Source organism: Kribbella sp. NPDC104218, from assembly GCF_055584105.1.
Genome location: NZ_JBVJMQ010000003.1, coordinates 605,601 through 627,674, shown reverse-complemented (window position 1 = coordinate 627,674; position 22,074 = coordinate 605,601). Strand labels below are relative to the sequence as shown.

Annotated in this window: 18 protein-coding genes; 5 read left to right on the top strand and 13 right to left on the bottom strand. The window is 70.5% G+C overall.

Going from position 1 to position 22,074, the window contains the following annotated elements; genetic code table 11:
• Positions 1–5 precede the first annotated feature (5 nt).
• The 3 genes from ACZ6ZD_RS27670 to ACZ6ZD_RS27660 are packed head-to-tail and all read right to left on the bottom strand — an operon-like array spanning position 6 to position 3,698.
• A complete protein-coding gene (locus tag ACZ6ZD_RS27670) occupies positions 6–2,063 on the bottom strand; it encodes a glycosyltransferase (RefSeq protein ID WP_465676835.1) in 2,058 nt (685 codons plus the stop codon).
• A 54-nt stretch (positions 2,064–2,117) separates the two neighbouring features.
• On the bottom strand, positions 2,118–3,137 hold the full coding sequence (locus ACZ6ZD_RS27665; protein ID WP_465676834.1) for a glycosyltransferase family 4 protein: 1,020 nt from the start codon (positions 3,135–3,137) through the stop codon (positions 2,118–2,120).
• A 36-nt stretch (positions 3,138–3,173) separates the two neighbouring features.
• Positions 3,174–3,698 carry a hypothetical protein gene (locus ACZ6ZD_RS27660; protein ID WP_465676833.1) on the bottom strand — a complete coding sequence of 175 codons (525 nt, stop codon included), beginning with the start codon at positions 3,696–3,698 and terminating at the stop codon, positions 3,174–3,176.
• Positions 3,699–3,988: 290 nt separating this feature from the next.
• Between ACZ6ZD_RS27660 and ACZ6ZD_RS27655 the strand changes: the two genes are divergently transcribed.
• Positions 3,989–4,495 (top strand): SigE family RNA polymerase sigma factor, encoded by a 507-nt coding sequence (locus ACZ6ZD_RS27655; RefSeq protein ID WP_465676832.1) that lies wholly within the window; start codon positions 3,989–3,991, stop codon positions 4,493–4,495.
• Positions 4,492–5,997 carry a hypothetical protein gene (locus ACZ6ZD_RS27650; protein WP_465676831.1) on the top strand — a complete coding sequence of 502 codons (1,506 nt, stop codon included), beginning with the start codon at positions 4,492–4,494 and terminating at the stop codon, positions 5,995–5,997. The genes ACZ6ZD_RS27655 and ACZ6ZD_RS27650 overlap by 4 nt, the downstream gene beginning before the upstream one ends.
• On the opposite strand, the gene ACZ6ZD_RS27645 is transcribed toward ACZ6ZD_RS27650, so the two are convergent.
• Genes ACZ6ZD_RS27645 through uvrC form a run of 3 tightly spaced genes read right to left on the bottom strand, consistent with a single transcriptional unit; the run spans position 5,994 to position 9,828 of the window.
• On the bottom strand, positions 5,994–6,935 hold the full coding sequence (locus ACZ6ZD_RS27645) for a gluconeogenesis factor YvcK family protein (RefSeq protein ID WP_465676830.1): 942 nt from the start codon (positions 6,933–6,935) through the stop codon (positions 5,994–5,996). The genes ACZ6ZD_RS27650 and ACZ6ZD_RS27645 overlap by 4 nt on opposite strands.
• On the bottom strand, positions 6,932–7,798 hold the full coding sequence (rapZ, locus tag ACZ6ZD_RS27640; protein WP_465676829.1) for an RNase adapter RapZ: 867 nt from the start codon (positions 7,796–7,798) through the stop codon (positions 6,932–6,934). The genes ACZ6ZD_RS27645 and rapZ overlap by 4 nt, the downstream gene beginning before the upstream one ends.
• Positions 7,798–9,828 (bottom strand): excinuclease ABC subunit UvrC, encoded by a 2,031-nt coding sequence (gene uvrC / locus ACZ6ZD_RS27635; protein WP_465676828.1) that lies wholly within the window; start codon positions 9,826–9,828, stop codon positions 7,798–7,800. Before uvrC ends, rapZ begins: the two co-directional genes overlap by 1 nt.
• A gap of 82 nt (positions 9,829–9,910) precedes the next feature.
• Here uvrC and ACZ6ZD_RS27630 point away from each other — a divergent pair, with 82 nt between their 5' ends.
• Entirely contained in the window at positions 9,911–10,360 is a 450-nt protein-coding gene (locus ACZ6ZD_RS27630) for a DUF6194 family protein (protein ID WP_465676827.1), read from the top strand.
• Positions 10,361–10,509: 149 nt separating this feature from the next.
• On the top strand, positions 10,510–11,718 hold the full coding sequence (locus ACZ6ZD_RS27625; protein WP_465676826.1) for a S8 family peptidase: 1,209 nt from the start codon (positions 10,510–10,512) through the stop codon (positions 11,716–11,718).
• Positions 11,719–11,767: 49 nt separating this feature from the next.
• On the opposite strand, the gene ACZ6ZD_RS27620 is transcribed toward ACZ6ZD_RS27625, so the two are convergent.
• From ACZ6ZD_RS27620 to eccCa, 6 genes are all read right to left on the bottom strand, one after another.
• On the bottom strand, positions 11,768–12,325 hold the full coding sequence (locus ACZ6ZD_RS27620) for a Rieske (2Fe-2S) protein (protein WP_465676825.1): 558 nt from the start codon (positions 12,323–12,325) through the stop codon (positions 11,768–11,770).
• Between the two features lie 144 nt (positions 12,326–12,469).
• Positions 12,470–13,999, bottom strand: coding sequence for a MinD/ParA family ATP-binding protein (locus ACZ6ZD_RS27615; RefSeq protein WP_465676824.1), 1,530 nt, complete (start codon positions 13,997–13,999; stop codon positions 12,470–12,472).
• 12 nt (positions 14,000–14,011) lie between these two features.
• A complete protein-coding gene (locus ACZ6ZD_RS27610) occupies positions 14,012–15,334 on the bottom strand; it encodes an EsaB/YukD family protein (RefSeq protein ID WP_465676823.1) in 1,323 nt (440 codons plus the stop codon).
• On the bottom strand, positions 15,331–16,383 hold the full coding sequence (locus ACZ6ZD_RS27605; protein ID WP_465676822.1) for a DUF6177 family protein: 1,053 nt from the start codon (positions 16,381–16,383) through the stop codon (positions 15,331–15,333). The genes ACZ6ZD_RS27610 and ACZ6ZD_RS27605 overlap by 4 nt, the downstream gene beginning before the upstream one ends.
• A 1-nt stretch (position 16,384) precedes the next feature.
• Positions 16,385–16,774 carry a hypothetical protein gene (locus ACZ6ZD_RS27600; RefSeq protein WP_465676821.1) on the bottom strand — a complete coding sequence of 130 codons (390 nt, stop codon included), beginning with the start codon at positions 16,772–16,774 and terminating at the stop codon, positions 16,385–16,387.
• Positions 16,771–20,808 carry a type VII secretion protein EccCa gene (eccCa, locus tag ACZ6ZD_RS27595; protein WP_465676820.1) on the bottom strand — a complete coding sequence of 1,346 codons (4,038 nt, stop codon included), beginning with the start codon at positions 20,806–20,808 and terminating at the stop codon, positions 16,771–16,773. Before eccCa ends, ACZ6ZD_RS27600 begins: the two co-directional genes overlap by 4 nt.
• A 101-nt stretch (positions 20,809–20,909) precedes the next feature.
• On the opposite strand from eccCa, the gene ACZ6ZD_RS27590 reads away from it, so the two are divergent.
• On the top strand, positions 20,910–21,806 hold the full coding sequence (locus ACZ6ZD_RS27590; RefSeq protein ID WP_465676819.1) for a hypothetical protein: 897 nt from the start codon (positions 20,910–20,912) through the stop codon (positions 21,804–21,806).
• 1 nt (position 21,807) lies between these two features.
• Here ACZ6ZD_RS27590 and ACZ6ZD_RS27585 read toward each other — a convergent pair whose 3' ends face one another.
• On the bottom strand, positions 21,808–22,074 hold the full coding sequence (locus ACZ6ZD_RS27585; protein ID WP_465676818.1) for a hypothetical protein: 267 nt from the start codon (positions 22,072–22,074) through the stop codon (positions 21,808–21,810).

Here is a 22,074-nt window from a genome sequence, read left to right as displayed (position 1 = left end):
CGGCGTTACGCGAGCTCGCCGTTCAGGAACGGCAGCAGCACCTCGGCCGATCTGCGGCCGTCGTGCAGGTGCCGGACATAGCGCGGGCCCGCGTCGGCGATGATCCGGGCCTCGTCACGTTCGTGGACCAGCCGCTCGATCACCTCGGCCAGGTCATCCGGCGTCGCCTCCACCATCGGCAGGTCCGTCGGCAACCGGGACCGGATCCGGTCCCCGACGTACCCGACGGTCACTCGCCCGGCCGCCATGGCCTCACAGGCGAAGACGCCGTACAGGCCGAGCAGCAGCTGGTCGACGACGATGTCGGCGTTCCTCACCAGCTCGGCGAGTTCCGCATGTGCCACGTTCTGCACCCGCTGGTAATTGATCAGACCACGTGCGTCCAGGTCGGCCAGCACCGGATCGACGTACGACGAGCCCTTGAGCGCACTCGAGGTGGGGGCGTGCAGGACCACCGGAACCCTGCGATCGAGCAGCGGACGGTTCGACGCGAAGCCCTCGACATCGACCGTCAGCGGGAGCCAGATGCCGTTGTCCACGAACTCCAGCAGGTCGGGCGTGGTGACGAAGACCGGACCCCGGTAGCCCTGCAGGTGCCGGCGGAGCAGGTCGTTCGCCGCCTGTAGCCGCTGGGTCAGGTCGTCGTTCGGATCCCTGAACGGCGAGTGGGGATGGCGTGCCCGGTGCAGAGCGGGGTCACGGATCTCCGAACCGTGGAAGAGCACGGCGTGCCTGATCCCGGCCTGGTCGAGCATCGGTACTTCACTGGTCCACACCTGCCCGCGGACCGCCCCGAGCATCGTCCGCCCCGCCTCGAAGATCACGTGGGTGACGTCGCGCAGCACATGCGCGGTCAGGTCCAACTGCCAGCGCAGGTCGGACCGGTACTGCTCCTCGGTCCCGGCGCGGTGCACCCGGAACCTGAACGCGGCGGCGCTGCGCGTGGACAGCGACTCCCCCGTGATACCCGACAGGTTCCGCTCGACCGCGCTCGCCCACTCGTAGGCCTGGCCGGCGCTGTTCAACGGCCCGATCAACAGGTGCCGATTCGTGTTCGCGCCGCCCGCGGCGGCGACCTCGAACTGCTTGCCGGTCAACTCGGCGTACAGCGCGCGCAGCTTAGGCGCCTCGATCGACACGTCGGCCGGATCGGGGATCTCCAGCACGACGGCCGGCTCGTGCCGCAGCCGGTGCTCGCGCTGCAGCCGGGCGGCGATGGCCGGGCTCACCGTGATCACCCGGTCGGCGGCTTCGATGTACTCCGCCTCGTGGTTCGCCCAGGCCGCGACGGAGCGCCGGGTCCGGGCGCCGGCCCGGGACAGCCCGGCGACGTACTCGTGGGCGTCGTACACGACCTTGAGGTCACGGCCACCGAGCTTCGCGCGACCGGCGGCGCGGACCGCGACACCGATCACGTGGACTCCGTGTGCATGCACGACATCCGGCTCCAGGCGATCGATCAGGCCGCCGAACGCCGTCTCCAGGTCGAATGCCTCCGGAAGCAGCGTGCGCCACGGCGCAGGCCAGGGCAGCCGGTGCACCAACCCGTCGTACGCCCGCCAGCCGGACTTGAACGACCTGTCAGCCGAGGCGCCGACGCGCTTGCGCACTGAGGCCGCCCGCTGTGCGGCCCGCCAGCGCGCCCTGCGGAGCAGCCGTGCGGCGACGCCGGCCTTGAACGTCAGCAGGTTGCCCCGGCCGGCCGTTGCCCGCCCGATCGCAGTGCCCGAGTCTGCTGTGACCTCCATCAGCCCCGCGCGGATCCGCTGGTTGCGGGCCGCGTACGTCGAGCCGTGCTTGTAGCCGAGCAGCGGTGGGCGCCAGTCCCGCTGCGCCTTACGGCTGCGCTTGCGCTCCTCGCGCAGCGAGTACGGCACCGCCACCCGGACGATCGTCGCGCCCCCGACGATCTCCTTCGACGGCAAGCCGTTGGCTGCGACACCGAGCACCGTCACCTGCGCTCCGGCCATCGCCAGCGCCGCGGCTTCCTCGCGGACGCGGCTGTCGTGGGCGACGTCGCCGGCGACCACCATCAGCACCAGCAGGTCCGTACGGCTACGCATTTGTTCTCCTGGGTCAGGACTCTTCATCGGGCCTGGTCACCGCTCGGGGTCGTTTCACACACCGAGGACGGCACGGATCTCCTTCTCCAACCGGTCGTCCTCGAGAGGCAGGGCCGGATCGAGGCCCGTGCCGAGGAGATCGGCGTACAGCGCACGGAGGTGGACCGACTGCGTCTCCCACGACACCTCCTGGAGGAGCTTCGGCTCGGAAACGTTCGCGCAGTAGGTTGACCGCGCGGCCAGCACCTGCCGGACGGCGACCGCCAGGTCGTACGGGTCCTCCGCCGTGAAGACCTCGCCGATTCCGGTCCGGCCGACGAACTCGTGCATGCTCGGCATGTCACTCGTCACCACCGGCAAGCCGGCGAAGAGGTACTCGAAGACCTTGTTCGGCAGGGCCATCTCGTGACTGGGGAACCGCAGGATCGGGATCAGGCCGACATCGGCCGACCGCAAGAAGGGAACGACCTCGGCCGGTGCCACCGGTTCGAGGTAGTGCACCCGGTCCTCGACTCCGGCCTTCGCTGCCAGCTTCTTCAGCGCCAGCACCGAACGCATCGCGATCATCGGTACGCAGACGACGGCAAGGTGCACATCCGGCAGCTCCGGCAACGCCTCGATCGCGGTCTCGACTCCACGGGCACGAGTGATGCCGCCGGAGTACACCATCAGCGGCGTCTCGTCCGGCAGGCCGATGCGCTCCCGGATGCCGACCACCCCACCGTCGGCGCCGCTGTCGCCGGCCAACGGCGGGCTGTTCATCACCACGGTCGGTTCAAGTGGAAGGCGGTACCTCTTCCGCAGGGTCCGCGCGATCGCCGGGCTCACGGTGATCACCCGGTCCATCTGCCGGATGTACTCCGACTCGTGGTCCGCCCAGGCCGCGATGAAGCGGGGCGACCGCCCTCCGTACTGCGAGAGCCCGGGCACGTACTCATGCGCGTCGTACACGGTCCTGACCTCGCGGCCGCGCAGACTCGCCCGCCCCGACGCGCGGGCCGCGACACCGATGATGTGCATGTCGTGCGCGTGGATCGCGTCGGGTTCGATCCGGTCCAGCACCACCCCCAGCATGGCCTCGTAGTCGTAGGCCTCCGGGACCTCGGTTCGTCAGCTGACCCTCCGGTCGTGGCGAGAAAGGTGCGCGTCCCATGCCCGCCAGCATTGCTTGGCCAACCGCAGCTGCCGCCGGGCGAGTTTCGTCCGGGCCGCCACGCTCAGCTGGGCGACCTGCCAGCGCTTCCGCGCGAGCAACCGGCGGGCCACTGCGGCCTTGAACGACACGATGCCGACCAGCCCGGCTTTCCGCAGCCGCACCGCATGGCCGGACTCTGCCTTGAGGTCGCCCAGGCGAGCGTTGATCCGCGCGGAGCGTGCCGCGAGCACGTCGACCGGCTCGCCGGTCACCAGCCGCCCGGACCGCCGGCGCCCCCGACGCCTGATCCGCTCGTCCCGCAGGACGAACCGGCCCTCGACCAGCACGCGGAGAACGCCGTTCTCCAGACGCTCGACCGTGGCGGGTCCCTCGCGCGCCACACCGAGCAACGTGACCGTGACACCACCTCGCGCCAACGCGTCGGCCTCCTTGAGCACCCGCGTGTCATTGGCCGTGTCGTTGGCCACGACCATTGCCACGTGTGGCGCACTCCTGTCCGTCAACCTTGCTCCGTTCCAGCCCGTGCCGGCATCCGGGCATGCGTCATCGACTGCGGGGCCGGCCGGCTCGACCGGCGCCAGGGGTGCCTGACACGCCCTCGTTCCCTAGCACCTGATCAACGGTGCACCTGTGCCCGCAGGTTGCCTGGAGCCCGGGCTCCAGCTGTGGGACCCGACCTCACACCCACTCCCGGTCGGCCCTGGTAAATTTTCTGCAACCTCCGACCCTGCCGGTTGCGTTCCTTCGGCGACAGCACGAGAGGAGGGCAATGAGAGCACGAGACGACGCCGAGTTCACCGAATTCGCCGCGACGATGATCCGCCCACTGCGCCGTACGGCGTACTTGATGTGTGGGGACTGGCACCGTGCCGAGGACGCGGCCCAGGACGCCCTGGTGAAGGTGTACCGCCGCTGGAACCGCATCGACCGGATCGGCGGCCTCAACAGCTACGCGCACCGCTGCGTGGTCACCGCGGTCCTCGACCAGGGCCGGAAGCCGTGGCGGCGCGAACGTCCGAACGAGACCGACGAGTCGGCCCTCGTCCTGCCGGACGCCGTCCCCGGCGTCGACAACCGGATGCTGGTGATCGAGGCCCTGGCCCAGTTGCCGCCGAGCCAACGGGCGTGCGTCGTCCTGCGCTACTACGACGACCTGAGCGTCGAGCAGACCGCCGACATTCTCGGCGTCAGCGCGGGCGGCGTGAAATCGCAGACCTCCCGCGGTCTCGACCGCCTCCGCAACCTACTGAAACAGACCGAGAGGAGCGCCTCATGAGCAACGACATCGAACGCCTGCTGGCCGCCGCCGCCGATGACACCGACCGTCCCCTGGACACCGACCTCGACGATCTTCTGAACCGCGGCCGCCGCTCGGTCCGCCGCACCCGCCTCGCCATCGCCGGCACCGCCGTCCTCACCACCGCCGCCGTCATCACCGGCGTCACCGCCTGGTCCGGCACCTTCACCGCCGACCACGGCCCGGCCGGTATCACCGTCGACACCCGGACCGGCATCGTCACCGATGACGAATCGGGCGCGCGGGCCACGCCACCGCCGCCGGTCAGCACGCTGTCCGACGCGGAGGTTCTGAAACGCTGCCGGCAGGGTGACGTCGAGGCTGTCGACTTCAGCAAGAGGTTCACCGACAGAGTGGACAAGGCCGGCCCGATCGACGCCCGCTGGAAGGTCGTGGTCAAAGCCGGCGACACGAGTAAGCTCGCCGCCTTGTTCCTCGCACCCGACGAGTCGATCGTCTCCTCGTGCACGGTGAAGGACACCGACCGGGTGAGCAGCAACGGCCGGTACAGCACGACGAAGCCGATGGGCGAGGTCGACGGCGGGGACCCTGCCCTGGCCGGGCAGCCGATCGCGGTCGTCCGGGGCACCCGGATCCCAGCTCCCGGCGTCGCGCGCGTACTGGTGAACATCGGTGACGAGAAGGCCCCACGGGAGGCCCTGGTCGGTCCTGGCGGCTTCTACAGCCTCGGATACCCGACCTGGACCGAACTCGGCCGGCCGGCCGCCATGCAGCCCAAGGACGGCAAGTTCTTCCCACCGCCGTCGATCCGGCGGATCCGGGCGTACGACGGCAAGGGCAAGCGGGTCTACGAGTGGAAGTACACGCCGATCCCGATCCCGACTGTGCCGCAGATTCCGGCGGACGTGAAGATCAGGACGGCGGCGCCGGTCGAGCCGAAGGCTGTGCTGACGAAGGATCCGGAGAACGGGAAGCCGCTGGGCGTCGTTCCGTTCAGTCCGCTGACCGACGAGGAGACCCGCGCCCGGTGCAAGCAGCCGGACGACGCATACTTCGACGGGCCGGGGGGCGGGGCGCAGAAGCCTGCGCCGCCGACTGCGGGCGAGGACCGGCGGCCGTACGACGCGGGGCGGATCAGCGCTGACTGGAAGGTGGCGCTCAAGGTCGGTGGCGACCAGCGGTTCACGGCGCTACTCGTCTCCCCCGGCCAGAACGTGGTCGCGTGGTGCTACCGCGCCGAGTCGAACGCCTACGACTACACCCGCGGCGGCGTGAAGGCCGATGGGACGTTCGGTGATCCGACGAAGAGCTCGTTCGAGAACTGGGCGCTGGTTCCGGACGGGGTCGCGCAGATCATTGTCGATCTGCCGAGCGGGCCCGTGCGGGCCGCCATCGCGAACGGCTACTACCTGTGGGGTACGACGGGTGGGAGTGAGAACTTCAAGAAGGTGCGGGTCCGCGGGTTCGACGCCGACGGGACGAAGGTCTACGACGAGAAGATCACTGTGGACGCGAGTTAGACCAGGAGCTCGCGGTAGAGCTTGGTGAGTTTGTCGGGGGCGTGATGGAGGTGGCGGTCGTCGTCGGCGATGTCGGCGACGACCAGCTCCGCGCCGAGGGACTCCGCGCTGCGGCGCAGCGACTCGGGGTCGGGGACGTGACCGATGTCGGCGAGGACGACGTCGATACGCAGGTCGGGGGCGTGCGCGGCGAGCACCTCGAGGTGGGTCTCGGGTGAGAAGCCGGCGGTCTCGCCTTTCTGCTCGCCGAGGTTGAGGGTGAGCAGGCGGCGGGCGCTGGTCTGCTCGAGGCCGCGGCAGAGCGCCGGGACGAGCAGGTTCGGGATGACGGATGTGAACCAGGAGCCGGGGCCGACGACGACCCAGTCGGCCTCGGCGACCGCGACCAGCGCCTCGGGGCAGGCCGGCGGGTCGGCCGGGTCGAGTGCGACGTCCACGACATGGCCGTCGGTGGTCGCGACCTCGGCCTGACCGCGAAGCTCGGTGATCGTCTCCGGACGGTCGGGATCGAGACCGAGCACGCGGGCGGTGATGTCCAGCGGGACGGCGGACATCGGCAGCACGCGGCCCTGGGCGCCGAGCAGGCGGGCGACCCAGTCGAGGCCGTCGACGGCCTCGCCGAGCAGCTCCCACAGGGCGACGATCAGCAGGTTGCCGACCGCGTGGTCGTGCAGGTCGCCGTTACTGCGGAAGCGGTGCTGCAGGACGTCGGCCCACGTCCGGCCCCATTCGTCGTCGCGGCACAGCGCGGCCAGCGCCATCCGCAGATCGCCCGGCGGCAGGACGCCGAGCTCTTGGCGCAGCCGGCCGGACGAGCCGCCGTTGTCGGCGACCGTGACGATCGCGGTCAGCTGATCGGTGACGTTGCGAAGTGCGGAGAGGGACGCGGCCAGGCCGTGTCCCCCACCTAGTGCGACAACCCGGGGGGTCCTCGTCACTCGCGGCCCAGATCTCGGTGTACGACCAAGGTCGGCGACCCTTTCTCACGCAGCTTCTTGGCGATCTGCTCGGCCATCGCGACGCTGCGGTGCTTACCCCCGGTGCAGCCGATCGCGACGGTGACGAAGCGCTTGCCCTCGTTCAGGTAGCCGGTCCGCAGGGTGTCCAGCACGTCCACGTAGTTCTGCAGGAACTGCTGGGCCAGCGGATGGCCGAGCACGAAGTCTGACACAGGTTTGTCCTGGCCGGTCATCGGGCGCAGGTCGGGCTGCCAGTACGGGTTCGGGATGAAGCGCATGTCGGCGACCACGTCGGCGTCCACCGGGATGCCGTACTTGAAGCCGAACGAGACCACGGTCGCCCGGAGCTCGGCGTTCTCCTCGTCGCCGAAGGCGTTCACGATCTTCGCGGCGAGCTGGTGGATGTTCATGTTCGAGGTGTCGATGACCAGGTCGGCGCCCGCCCGGATGTCGCCGAGCAACTCGCGCTCGCGCTGGATCCCGGTCAGCAGCCGGCCCTCGCCCTGCAGCGGGTGCGGCCGGCGGACGCCCTCCTGCCGGCGCACGATCACGTCGTCCGAGGCCTCCAGGAACAGGGTCAGCGGCCGGTAGCCCTTGACCCGCAGGTCGTGCAGCGCCGAGCTCAGCTCGTCGAAGAACATCCCGGTCCGGACGTCGACGACGACCGCGAGCCGGGGCTGCGTACCGGTGCCGATCGTCTGCTCGACCATCGTGGTCAGGAACATCGGCGGCAGGTTGTCGACCACGAACCAGCCGAGGTCCTCCAGCACGTCCGCGACCGAACTCCGCCCCGCGCCGGACATCCCGGTCACGATGATCAGATTGCCGCTCGTGTCGTCCATCAGTTCTCTGTTCTCCCTGGATCCCCGTCGGGCGTCCCGGCAGCTGCGGGGACGTCGTCGTCCAGTATCTCGCCCGTGGTCATGTTGATGGCGGGCGCCTTGCCGGTTTCCGCCTTCGTTGCCGCAGCGTTAACCGCCAGGACGACGGACTCCGCCGTCCGGCGGCCGAAACCGGGCAGCCCGGCGACCTCGTCGATCGTCGCCGACCGCAGCTTCTTCAGCGAGCCGAAGTGCCGCAGCAGCGTCTTGCGCCGCACCTCCCCCAGCCCCGGGACGTCGTCCAGGACGCTCTCGACCATCGACTTGGAGCGCCGGTTGCGGTGGTGGGTGATCGCGAACCGGTGCGCCTCGTCGCGCAGCCGCTGCAGCAGGTACAGGCCCTCCGACGTCCGGGAGAAGATCACCGGGTCCTCGTCGTCGGGGATCCAGACCTCCTCCAGCCGTTTGGCCAGCCCGCAGACCGGGATGTCGCCGAGGCCGAGCTCGTCGAGCGCCGCCCGGGCCGCGGCCACCTGCGGCGGACCGCCGTCGACGACCACCAGGCTCGGCGCGTAGGCGAACTTCTTCGCCCGGCCGGTCTCCGGATCGACCAGGTAGGCGGTCGGGTCCTCCCCCTCGGGGATCCCGGCCCGGTCCTCGATCATCCGCTTGAAGCGCCGGGTCAGCACCTCGGCGATCGAAGCGACGTCGTTCTGCCCGTCGACGCCCTTGATCACGAACCGGCGGTACTCGCTCTTGCGCGGGAGGCCGTCCTCGAAGACGACCATCGAGGCGACCACCTCGGTGCCCTGCAGGTTGGAGACGTCGTAACACTCCATCCGCAGCGGCGCCTCGGGCAGGTCGAGCCCGGCCTGGATCTCCTCCAGCGCCTGATTGCGGGTGGTCAGATCGCTGGCCCGCTTGGTCTTGTGCATCGTGAGCGTCTGCAGCGCGTTGCGCTCGACGGTCTCCATCAGGGCCTTCTTGTCACCGCGCTGCGGGACCCGGATCGCGACCCGCGTCCCCCGGGTCTCCTCCAGCCACTCGGTCAGCGCCTGGACGTCGTCCGGGATGGTCGGGACCAGGATCTCGCGCGGGATCGCATCCCCCGAGTCGCCGGCGTACATCTGCTGGATGAACCGGGAGACCAGATCACCGGTGGTCGCGGCGCCGTCGGCCTTGTCGGCGATCCAGCCGCGCTCGCCGCGGATCCGGCCGCCGCGGACGTAGAAGATCTGGACGGCGACCTCGAGCGGATCCTCGCTGAGGGCGATCACGTCGGTGTCGGTACCGTCGCCGAGGACGACCGCGTTCTTCGCGAGAGCCTTCTCCAGGGCGGCCAGGTCGTCGCGGATCTTCGCGGCCCGCTCGTACTCCAGCTCGGCCGCGGCGGTCTGCATCTCCTTCTGCAGCCGGCGCACGTACGTCGCGGTCTGGCCGGACAGGAACGCCGCGAAGTCGTCGACGATCTGGCGGTGCTCCTCCTGGCTGACCTGGCCCGTACAGGGCGCGGCGCACTTGCCGATGTAGCCGAGCAGGCAGGGCCGGCCGATCTGGCGGTGCCGGTTGAAGACGCCCTTGCTGCAGGAGCGCATCGGGAAGACGCGGAGCAGCAGGTCGACGGTCTCGCGGATCGCCCAGGCGTGGCTGTAGGGGCCGAAGTACCGGACGCCCCTCTTCTTCTGGCCGCGGCCGACCATCACCCGCGGGTACTCCTCGTCGAGGGTGATCGCGAGCCACGGGTACGACTTGTCGTCGCGGTACTTCACGTTGAACCGCGGGTCGTACTCCTTGATCCAGGAGTACTCCAGCTGCAGCGACTCGACCTCGGTTCCGACGACCGTCCACTCGACCTTGGCCGCCGTCGTCACCATCGCCTGCGTCCGCGGGTGCAGGTTGACGACGTCCTGGAAGTACGACGACAGGCGGGCGCGCAGGTTCTTCGCCTTGCCGACGTAGATCACCCGCCCGGCGGAATCGCTGAAGCGGTAGACGCCGGGTGAGTCGGGGATCGACCCCGGGGCGGGGCGGTAGGACGATGGATCAGCCACTCGACAACCCTAGTTCGGGCCGCCGACAAAACCGGAATTCCGCCGGAGTCTCCACTGCTACTTCAATGACAGACTCGAAGGCATGACACTGGACGAACTGGATCGGCGACTTCGCTCGGACGCCGGCGTCCGCGTCCTCGAGGCGCAGGACGATCTCTTCTACCTCTACGACCCGGCCGGTGACCTGCCGCCGGAGCGGCAGCAGCCGTTCGCCACGATCGTCACCGGCGACCACTACGAACGGGTCTCCCGGCTCGACGAGCCCGGCGCCTGGCGGCTCAACCTCGGTCTGACCAAGGCGACGTACACGAAGCTGTTCGGCGCGCCCCCGATCGAACGTGACGCCGACTGGGTGCTCGACTCCGGTCACGACTACGCCGCGCGCGACGTCCTGATGCCGCATCCGTTCTACGCGGCGCAGTACTGGGTCGCGATCGTCTCGCCGGTGACCGTGGACGCCGCGCTGCTCCGCGAGGCCTACGACTTCGCCGCGCGCAAGTACGCCAACCAGCAGGCCAGGCACACGGGGTGAACGTTGCGGGTGTGTTGCGGCTTCGGTCATAAGGCGCGGCTGACCCCCGATTGGGATGAGCGCGATCCATAACCTGTGACCCAGGGTAGATGCGCAGGTCCTTTGCGTGAGGCAACCAGGCCTTGCGCTGACTCGAGGGAGAACCGCCCATGTCCCCGAACTTGGCCAGACCGCGCGTCGTCCTCGGCGCGCTCGCAGCATCCGCGCTCGCCGTCACCGGTATCGCCGCCAGTAGTTCGGCGGCCGAGCCCGAGGTGACCGTGCGCGGCGCGAACAGTGCGACCGCCATTCCGGACAGCTATCTCGTCGTCCTCGCCGGGCAGCGTTCCCAGGGCGAGACGCGGGCCACCAACCAGAGCCTGGCGACCAAGTACGAGGTCCAGGTCCGTAAACAGTTCGACTCGTCGATCAAGGGTTTCTCGGCCACGATGGACGCCGAGCAGGCCAAGAAGCTGGCCGGCGACTCGCGGGTCGCGTTCGTCCAGCAGAACCAGCGGATCAGCGTGCGCCAGGACAACCCGCCCTGGGGCCTGGACCGGATCGACCAGCGCGATCTGCCGCTGGACAAGAAGTACGAGGCGGCCACGACCGCGGACAACGTGAACGTCTACGTGATCGACACCGGGATCTACGCCGCCCACAAGGACTTCGGCGACCGGGCCGCGGTCGGCACCGACACGGTCGGCGACGGGCAGAACGGCGTCGACTGCATGGGCCACGGCAGCCATGTCGCCGGCACGATCGCCGGATCGACGTACGGCGTCGCCAAGGGCGCGAAGGTGTTCGGCGTCCGCGTCCTGGACTGCAAGGGCTCGGGGTCGACCGAGTCCGTGGTCGCGGGGATCGACTGGGTGACCAAGAACGCCAAGAAGCCGGCCGTGGTGAACATGAGCCTCGGCGGCCCCTCGGACGACGCGCTGGACGCGGCGGTGAAGGCGTCGACCGGCGCCGGGATCACCTATGCCGTTGCCGCCGGCAACGACAGCGCGGACGCGTGTACGACGTCCCCGGCCCGGGAGCCCTCGGCGATCACCGTCGGCGCGACCGACGACGCGGACAAGAAGGCCTCGTTCTCGAACTGGGGCAAGTGCGTCGACCTGTTCGGGCCGGGCGTCGACGTCCTGTCCGTCGGTATCACCGGGCCGGACTCGACCGACACGATGAGCGGCACGTCGATGGCCACGCCGCATGTCGCCGGCGCGATCGCCCTCTACCTGGCCGATCACCCGGAGGCCGCTCCGGCCGACGTAGCCACCGCACTCCTCGGCGCCTCGACGCCGGACAAGGTCGGCGATCCGGGCACCGGCTCCCCCAACAAGCTGCTCTTCGCCGGGAAGGTCGACCCGGCCCAGCGCTGATCAGCCGCTGACAGGGGCCCGGCCGTCACGGCCGGGCCCTTTGCCGGTGTCAGGCCGTCTGGACGATGTTGCCGTTGGCAACGGCGACGTTGACGGCGGGCAGCGGGGATTCGGCCGGCCCGCTGACCGGGGCGCCATCGGTGATCGAGAAGTGGCTGTTGTGGAACGGGCAGATGATCTGACCGCCCTCCACCGAGCCGACCGGGTTGCCCGCGTGCGTGCAGACGGCCGAGAAGCCCTTGTACTGGCCGGCGGTCGGCTGCGTGACAACGACCTTCGCGTCGGTGAACACCTTCCCGCCGCCGACCGGCACGTCGGAGACCGGGCCGAGGACGGTTCCGCCGGGCGCGCTGGACGCCGGCGGCGTACTCGCGCCCGTGGTCGGGGCTGAGGTGGTGCCACCGGACGTCGGCGCGGAGCTGGACCCCGTCGTGGTCGGACCGGAGCCCGCGGTGTCGCCGCCGCCGCAAGCTGCCAGCACGGCGGCGCCGCCACCGGCCAGGGCGGCCATCGCCGCGCAGCGCAGCACCGACCGCCGATCGCGCAGCTCAGCGGCGGGCGCCGCCTCGGGCTGCCGGGTGGGTGGTGCCATCGTGTCATCGCTCATGAATCTGGACCTCCAAGAGCCTGCCGGACGAAATAGTTGAATGCTCTGCTTTGTACCCGACCCGGCCAAACCGGGGCGGATACTGGACGAACGGCTCCGGCACCCGAACGGTTCAATTGAACCGCCGTTTGAGACTTTTCCGGCTCAGCCGGCCGTCCCGGTGACGGTCTCGACGACTCGGGCGGACAGATCCAGCACGGCGCGCCGGCTCTCGTCCTCGATCTGCTCGGCGTGCAGCGGCCAGGCCTGGGCGATATGCGCGTCGTACGGCAGCACGAGCGGCTCCAGGCCGCGCTGGCGGAATGCATCCATCAGCCAGCTCACCGAGCTGGGATCGGCCGGCTCGACCATCGTGATCACGACGACGCCGCGGGTCAGCAGCACGTTCTGGCCGTCCGGGGTCAGCTGGTCGAGCTGCTGGAGGCAGTAGTTCGCGACGTGCTGGACGGACGGGATGACCAGGACGACGCAGTGCGCCGAGGAGGCCATCTCCATGCTGACCTCGTCGTACATGCTGCCGGGGCAGTCGACGACGGCCAGGCCGACGTCCCGCGCGCCTTGACCCTGCGCTTCGGCGAGGGACTGGCGGACGGCGTCCGCGGTGCCTTCGCTGCGGACCAGGCTGACCCGCTCGATCGGACCGGCGCCGACGGTGAGCTCCAGGCGGCGGGACAGCTCGGCGCCGTTGGGGTCGGCGTCGATCGTGACGACCCGGTCGGAGCGCTGAGCGGCGAGCATCATCGCGAGCAGGGCGCTGATCGTCGACGTCCCGCCGTTCGCGACCGGACTCAGGACGCCGACGCGGCGCATGATCGCGATCGGGCGTCGGATGGTGGCGATGTTGTCGACGTCGCGCTGCATACGGCCGGAGGCGCCGACCAGGTACGCCGCCTCGTTGGCGAACCGGCGGAAACGCTTGAAGACCGAGTCACCCTCGGGCGCACCGGGCTGAGCAGGCTGCTGCGTCGGCGCCGGGCCCCAGCCCGTGTTCTGCGGCGGTGCGGGCGGCGGAGCCTGCTGGTACGGCACCTGGCCCGGGTGCTGCTGCTGGTACGGCGGGGGCTGCTGCTGGTACTGCGGGTCGACGTACGGCTGCTGGTACGGCGGCGCCGCCGGCGGCTGCTGCTCGTACGGCGGGTACTGCTGGTACGGCGGGGCGTACTGCTCGTACGGCGCAGGCTGGTACGGCGGCACCTGGCCGGGCGGCGCGTACTGCTGCGGAGGCGGAGGCGGCGGCGGGTACCCCTGCTGCGGCGGATAAGGCTGCTGCTGGGGGTACTGCTCCGGATACGGCTGCTGCTGCGGCGGGTACTGCGGAGGCGGCTGCTGCTGCTGGTACTGCTGCTGCTCCGGGTACTGCTGCTGTGGGTACGGCTGTTGCGGGTACCCCTGCTGCGGCGGGTAGGGCTGCTGCTGGGGGTACTGCTGATGCTGCTCCGGATACGGCTGCTGCTGGTACTGCGGCGGGTACGGCTGTCCCTGCGGCGGCTGCTGGTGCACAGGCGGGTGCTGCGGCGGTACCTGGTCAGGTGGGGGCGCAGGCGGGCCTGGCTGTGCCTCCGTCATCGGCGGGTCGGCCGGCGGCGGAGTGTCGGTGCGGGACGGCTCTTCGGCTGGTGACTGCTCCGCCGACATCCGGCGCAGCATGTCACCTTGCCAATCAGATTCAGTCATTCCATCCGGTCGTCAGAATGCGTTCAGCAAGTTGGAGTAGACGCCGAAGACTCCCAGCGCCAGCGGGACCGTCACGATGATCGCGCCTACCTCAATGTAGTCGAGCAGTTGCGTCAGCCGCGCACGGACATGCTCCGCCGGTGCGAAACCGAGACCGAACGCGCAGAACAGCGCCACCAGCACCAGTAGGCCCAGCGCGATGAACGCACCGCCCTGACCGTTCACAGCGGCGATCAGCACACACCCGGAGACCACGGTGAACGAGGCCGCGAACAGCACGGACACCTCCTGCACCAGCGGGTAGAGCCGCGACCGAGAGGCCAGCAGGAACGCCAGCACCAGCGCCAGCGCGACCGCCCAGGCACCGCCCGCCTTCAGCAGCATGATGCCCGCGACACCGGATGACACCGCGATCGGCACCGTCGCCAGCGCCAGCCCGAGGTGGGCGGCATTCAGCGCGCTCTGCACGTCGCCGCGCATGATCTCCTGGCCGGCGGCCCGACGGTCGTCCAGGCCGGACAGACCCGACAGCGCGAGCGCCATCCGCGGCAGCAGGCCGAGCAGCAGCACCGCGAGCAGCGCGGCCAGCGCACCGACCCGATCGGCGGCGAGGCCGGTACCGACGCCGATCATCCAGACCGCGACGAACAGCACCGAGGTCGCACCGGCGACGACACCGCCGCCGGCCAGGCCCGCGGCCGAGAAGAAGAACGGACCGAACGCCAGACACAGCGCACCGATCGCTGCAGTCAGCCCGAGGCTCGCCCCGGCGTCCAGCGCCCAGAAGCCGACCGCGAGGGCCAGCAGGACCGTGGCGACGAACACCAGCGGGACCGCGATCAGCTTGTTGCCGGTCCGCCCGAGGGCGATGCCGACGAACGCGCCGATGGCTGCCAGCACCAGCAGCGCGGCCGCGGTGATCGCGTTCGGCGCGGCGACCAGCAGCGAGATCGCGCCGGCCACGACCGAGAACACCAGGCCCGTGCCGGCCAGCACCCGGCGGTGGGCGGGCTTGAACGCCGCGCCGCGCCGCTTGAGGTCCTCGACGGCTTCCTCGGTGACGTCGTACACGGTCGGCGGCGGCGGCAACTCACCCTCGGCGGCCAGCCGCAGCACGGTGCCGTCGATGATCTGGGCGGACGCCAGCGTGCCCTCCGGCGGCACCAGCACGCCGGTCGCGGTGGTCAGGAACCGCCGCTGCGGGGTCTGCTGCAGCGGCTCGTCCAGCATCCGGAGCAGGTCCGGCAGCAGGACGCCGAGCGGTTCGTCCGCCGGCAGCACCGCATCCAGCCGACGGCGCTGACCGATCACCGTCACGCGGCTGTAGACGCTCATTTCTCTCCTGCTCCTGTCGGAATCAACTTCTGCATCACGTTCGCGTAGATGGTCCAGTCCGCGGGGTCCTGACCGTTGCCGATCGGGTACCAGAGCGCGGGGTTGTGGGCCGGTCCGATCGCCATCGCGTTCTTCACGCCGTCGACCTGCAGCAGGTCGGTGACGCTCTTCGTGCCGACCGCCTCGTTCCCGGCCGCGATGCCCATCGGGGACGACATCCCGAGGAAGCGCGGCTGGTACGTGCCGTCGGCCGCGCCGAACGCGCCCACCACCGCGGCGGAGATCAGCTCGTAGTCGTCGGCGACGTCATCGATGACCTGCCCGATCTGCTCCAGGCTGGGCTGCTCGAGCCCCGGCTGCGCGACGGACATCGTGATCGTCTCGTCCAGCCCGGACTCCGTCCGGCGGGTCTCCAACGTGCCGACGGCGGGTTTGAACTCCGGCCCTGGCTGACCCGACAGGACCAGCCAGGTCGGCGCCGGGGCGCGGCCACGGCAGTAGTCGGTCATCGCGGTCGGATTCCACAGCTGGGTGACCGGCTCGGACGTCGACCAGCCGGACGGCCCGCCGCCGGTGAAGGCGTTGAACAGCCGCTCCGCGACGCCGCCGAGGACCAGGCTGGCCACCGGCGCGTGCCGGACGCGGACCGTCACCTGCAGATGGCAGTGCGGGATCTCCTTGACCACGAAGTCCGGGTGCAGGTCCGAGGAGGGCTCGGCCTCCTCCCCCGGCTCGGCCGGCGTCCGGGCCAGGAACATGTCGCCGTTCCACTTCAGGCGGACGCCGTTCAGGCCGTCGAAGTACTCGCCGTCGTCGGTGGTGACGACCCAGCGCGAGAACAGGCCGGTGAACAGCTTCGAGCGCACCGGGTAGGTCAGCCGGGTGGTCTTCGGCGTCACCAGCTGGATGTCGCGGGCCTCGACCTTGGCCGAGGTCAGCGCGTCGCTGAGCCAGGCCGACATACCGATCACGGGCCGGTCCTGCATGACGACCGCCACCTTCTCGGTGATCAGGTCGACGCCGGGACTGAAGGTCAGGCTGTTGGGCATCTCAGGACTTCTCCTCGCCGCCGGCCGCCGCGGTCCCGACACCTTCCGGTGTCCAGACCCGGCCGCCGAGCCGATCGATCAACGTCTGCGCGAACTTCTCCGCCAGCTCCCGGGCGCCCTCGGCGGCGGTGGCCCGGATCTCCACCCACCAGGCCGGCGTCTCGACGACGCCCACCTCGACGCCGAGCATCCGCTCGACCTCGCCGGGCACCTGGATCAGCAGCGGCAGCTCGATCGAGACCAGCGGCTGGTCCGCGTCGTCGCACAGCTGGACGACGGCGCCGCCGCTGACCGCGCGCACGCCCAGCTCGGTCCCCGCGGCCGCGAGCCCGGCGAGCACGTCCTCGCTGGCCGGCCGGCCGTCCACAAGAGCCACCAGGTCATACGTCATGGCGTCGTTCCTCCGCTGGTTCCGGATGTGGGGGCCGCGGCCGGCGCCGGGTCGGCCATCGCGGTCTGGACGAGCTGCGCCGCGTCCCCGCGCCGGACGAACATGCCGCGGCCGGGCGGGTAGTCGCCCGGGTAGGCGCCGGTGAACAGCTGGCCCTCCGCGCGGTCGCCGGACAGCACGAGCCCGGCCGCGCCGGTCTCCAGGACCGCCGACAGGAACGGCTCGTACATCTGCCGGGACGCGCCCGAGGCCCGCCGGGTCACGATGAAGTGCAGCCGGATGTCGCGGCCTGCCGCGATGTAGGGCAGGAACGGGTCCATCGGCGCCTGCGAGCCCGCGGTCAGCAGGTCGTAGTCGTCGGCCACGATCACGATCCGCGGGCCGCCGAGACCGCTCTCCGGGACCTTGCCGGTGTCGTCCGGCATCCGCTTCGCGAGCTCCTCCGACACACCGGCGGCCAGGCCCCCGGCGATCCGGCCGGTCGGTGCGTAGCCCCCGACGTACGCCTCGGGGACGTACTCACGCAGGCCGCGCCGCGGGTCCATCACGGCGAAGACGAGCTCCTCGGAGGCGTGCCGGTCGATCAGCTGCTGGATGACGAGCCGGACCATGTTGGTCTTGCCCGAGCCGCTGTCGCCGAAGATGACCAGGTTGCTGTCGCGACCGGCCAGATCCAGGTAGACCGGCGCGAGGGCGCGCTCGTCGACGCCGATCGGGACGACGGCCGGCTCGCGGATGTCGTCGCCGACCTGGTTGCGCGGCAGTTGCAGCGGCAGGATCCGGATCTGCGGCGCCGGCGCTCCGTGCCAGGTGGAGCGCAGCTGAACCGCCTGCCCCTCCAGCACGTCGGACAGGTTCTCGTCCGAGAGGATGCCGTCGACGCGCGGCAGCGCGATCTGCCCGAACAGCTTGCCGCCCGGGACGAGCATCCGGCCCGGGCCGGTCTTGCGCAGGACCTCCTGCAGCCGCCGATCGATGTTCGAGTCGGTCGGGTCGTTGAGCCGCAGCTCCAGCATCGTGCCGAACAGCGCCTGGCTCTGCATGCGGACGTCGTTCCAGCGCATCATGCCCGCGACGACGTGGACGCCGTAGCTGCTGCCGCGCTGCAGGATGTCGCCGAGCGGCTCCTCCAACTCGTCGAACGTCGTCCGCAGCGCACCGAAGTTGTCGACGACCAGAACGACGTCGGCGGTCGGCAGCTCGGGCAGCCGCCCGGCCGCGTGGTCGGCGCGCAGCGCCTCCATCGTGTCGATCCCGTGGTTGCGGAAGACCCGCTCCCGGTGGTCGATCATCGACCGGATCTCCTCGACGGTACGGCGTACGCGCTCACGGTCGGTGCGCAGCGCGACCCCACCGACGTGCGGCAGGTTGGCCAGCGCCTGCATGCCGCCACCGGCCAGGTCGAGCGCGTAGATCGCCACCTCGGCCGGAGTGTGCGTGTGGGCCAGCGAGGTGACCAGAGTCCGCAGAGCGGTCGTCTTACCGGACTGCGGACCGCCGACGAAGGCGACGTGTCCGCCGGCCCGGGTCAGGTCGAGGCGGTAGACCTCCTGGCGCTGGTGCGCCGGGTCGTCGACCACACCGATCGGCGGGTGCATCTGCGGCGGCCGGACGGCCAGCTGCAGGCCACGGCCGTCCACGAAGTCCGCACGGCCGCCGATACCGTCCAGCGTGCAGGCGGCGGGCAGCGGCGGCAGCCAGATCTGCAGGACCGGCTGAGCCGCCTTGCGCACCTGGTCGACGAAAACGCTCAGAACCGTCGGACCGGTCGTCCGCTCGGTCGCCTTGACCTCGACCGGCTGCAGCGCGGCGATCTCCGACTCCAGCAGCTGGTACGGCACCAGCTCGTGCATCTGGAAGCCGTCGCCCTCGTCCTCGTCCACAACGGTCGCCGTCGGCGCGCTGTAGGCGCCGGACACGTACGCCGCCTTGAACCGCTGGTAGACGCTGGTGTCGACCTTCAGGAAGCCGAAACCGGGCAGCGGCGGCAGGTGGAACGCGTCCGGGGTGTTCAGCACGGTACGGCTCTCCTCCTCGGAGAACGTCCGCAGACCGAGCCGGTAGGACAGGTAGGTGTCGAGACCGCGCAGGACGCCGGACTCGATGCGCTGGCTGGACAGCAGCAGGTGCACACCGATCGACCGGCCGATACGGCCGATCGACAAGAACAGGTCGATGAAGTCCGGCCGCTGGTTCAGCAGCTCGCCGAACTCGTCGATGATCACGAACAGGTGCGGCAGCGCCGGCATGTCCGGGCGCTGGGCCCGGTGCATCCGGTAGTCGGTGATGTTCGCGATGTTGCCGGCGTCCCGCAGGACCTGCTGGCGGCGCTGCACCTCACCGGCGAGGCTGGCGTACGCGCGCTCGATCATGCTCGCGTCGTCCTGCAGGTTGGTGATGATGCCGGCCACGTGCGGCACGCCTTCGAACGGCGCGAACGTCGCACCGCCCTTGAAGTCGACCAGGACCAGCGCCAGGTCGTCCGGGGTGTGCGTCGACAACAGCGCGAGCACCATCGTCCGCAGGACCTCGGACTTACCGGAACCGGTCGCGCCGATGATGAGGCCGTGCGGACCCATACCGAGCTGGGCCGACTCCTTCAGGTCGATCAGCGTCGTCGCGCCACTGTCGTCGACACCGAGCGGAACGCGCAGGAACTGCCGGTCCGGCCGCGGCTGCCAGAGGCGGTTGAAGTCGAGCCGGGCGACGTCGTCGATGTTCAGCAGGCCCATGAAGTCGACGTTCTCCAGGGCGGCGTCCTCCTCGAGGGACTCCGCCGACAGGCGCAGCGACGACAGCTCACGGGCGACGCCCTCGGCGACGGCGGCGTCCAGCTTGTCGACCTGGCCGCTGGCGACCATCGGGTACGCGCCGCGCAGGTCCTCGATGCGGACCTCGTCGCCGTACACGGTGATCCGCATGGTGACCTGGCTCGGCTCCTGGACCCGGTCGGCGACCAGGTGCAGGACGGTGACGCCCAGCTCCCCCGGCACGATCGAGTCGTCCGCCTGCGGCCGGACCTCGGACGCGACCTGGCCGTACGTGTCGTGCAGGACCAGCAGCCGCTGCGTGAGCCGGCGGCGGTCCTCGAAGTCGACAGAGCCGCGGCGCGACTCGGTCGCCCACTGCACGCGCTTGGCCAGGTCGCCGGACAGGAGCTGCGCGAGTTTGCGCGGGTTGTCGGCGATCCGGCGGAACGGGATCGGGCCCTGCCGGCGGTCCGGGTCCTGGACGTGCGGCAGCCAGCCCATCCACTGCCAGTCCGCCAGCGCGGACGGCGGGTAACAGGCCGCGAACTCGACGTCCTCCGGGGCGTGGAACACCGCGGTCTGCACGAGCAGCGAGCGAGCCACCCGGACGACGCCCTCGCGGTCGCCGATGATGCTGACGTTGCCGACGTGGTCCAGCGGGATGGACAGCGGCATGTCCGGGATCAGGGTGAACCGGCGGACCAGGGCGTTCGCCTCGGCCATCATGAACTGGTCCGGCGGCTCCATGGCCGAGCCGGACTGGCCCACCACCGCCGGAACGACCGGCACCCGGCCGCTGCCGCAGCGCGGCTGCAGGAAGTCGCTGTCGGTCCGCCGCCGCTCCCACAGCCGGGAGACGTCGGCGACGCAGTCCAGCAGGGCGTCGGGCGGCGGGTTCAGCTCGAGGGCCTCGGCGCGGGCCTTGCGCTCCTGGACCGAGAAGTCCTCGCGCAGGCGCTCCAGGTAGTCCAGGTACTGGGCGCGCTTCGACTTGCGGTCCTTGCCGCCCCGGCCGCGGCCGGCGAGCATGCCGACCAGTGAGCCGAGCAGGGTGAGCACCAGGACGACGATGCCGATCATCACCATCGGGCCGGAGCGGCCCATCGTCATCATCGCCACCGAGCCCAGGCTGCCGACCATCGGCAGCAGCATCTGCGCCGCCTGGCCGCCGCCACCGCCGCCGCCTCCGCCACCCAGGGACGGGGCGGGCTCGATGACTCGCTGCTGCTGCACCCCGGGGGCAGGTGTGCGCCGCGCCGGGCGGTGCACGATCCGGCTTGCCACTAAGGTTTCCTCCGCTGAACCAGCCCGCGGATGCGCGGGGGAACTCATACTTCTTACCGAACGGATGCCCGGCACACTGTAGTGGTGGGAGAGGTCAGGGGATGACAGGCACGAGTGAGGCGCTCGACGTTGTTCAGGTAATCGCCGACCTGGCGCCGATCTGGCTGCCCGGCTGTGTGGTCGACACCACTGAGCAGACCGTCGAGGTGGGCTGGGGCCGCGGCGCGCTGCAGATGTCGGCCGTCGTCGGGGTCGGCGAGATCGTCGATCGTTGCCTCCAGCTACCACAGGCCCGCTGGGCGGAGCAGATCGAGGCCTGGCTGCGGGCCGTCGTCGCGGAGGGTGAGCTCGCGACCGAGGAGCACCGCTACGGCGACGTCGGCGAACGGCAACGGGCCCTACTGGTCCAGCGCGGCTGGTCGGCGCGGACGGCGGGCCCGGTCGCGGACACGCTGCTGCCGTTCGGTGACCACTTCGAGGTGGTCGTCTTCGTCCGGACCGGCGCCGAGTTGCGCCGGCTGACCGTCGTCCGGCGGTCGATGCTCGGGCTCGGCGACCCGGACACGCCGTCCCCGGTCCGGCTCAGCCTCGGCGAAATCGCTGACCTGGAAGCGATCCCGCAGCAGGGGTTCAGCGTTCTGCGCCGGGACGGCGATCCGCTGGTCTCGATGGCGATCGTCGACCGGGAGAACTTGTTGCCGCAGGCATCACGCGGCGCCGGCGTCCTGGTCGGCGTCCCGCGGCTGAGCACGATCGCCTACTGCCCCGCGGACGCCGGGCAGGAGCGGGCGGACGCGCTCGCGCACTGGATCGCCGACTGCTACCGCGACGCGCCGGACCAGTGCTCCCCCGACCTGTACTGGCTGCAGGGCGACCATCTGGTCCAGGTCCCGGTGACACTCGCGTCACCGGCGTCCGCCGTCCTGCCGCCCGCACTGAAGCCGCAGCCACGGCGGACGTGGCTGCGGCACCTGTTCGGGCGGGCGAACCGCTGGTGAGCTAGCGGCTGGGCTGCGGGCTGGCCGGACCGGTGGTCTGGCTGGTGCCCGGCTGCTGGTTCTGCTTAGCCATCGACGTCTTGAAGTAGCCGTACCCGGCGAAACCGGCGCAGATGATCGCGGCCAGCATCACGCTGCCCAGCACCTTGCCGGTGTGCTCGTTCAGCGTGTTGCGGACCCGGTCGGTCCCGAACAGCCACGCCTCGCGCAGCCGCCGGCGGCGGACCGCCACCGACTCGATGACCTGCGTGCCGTAGTTCCCCGACAT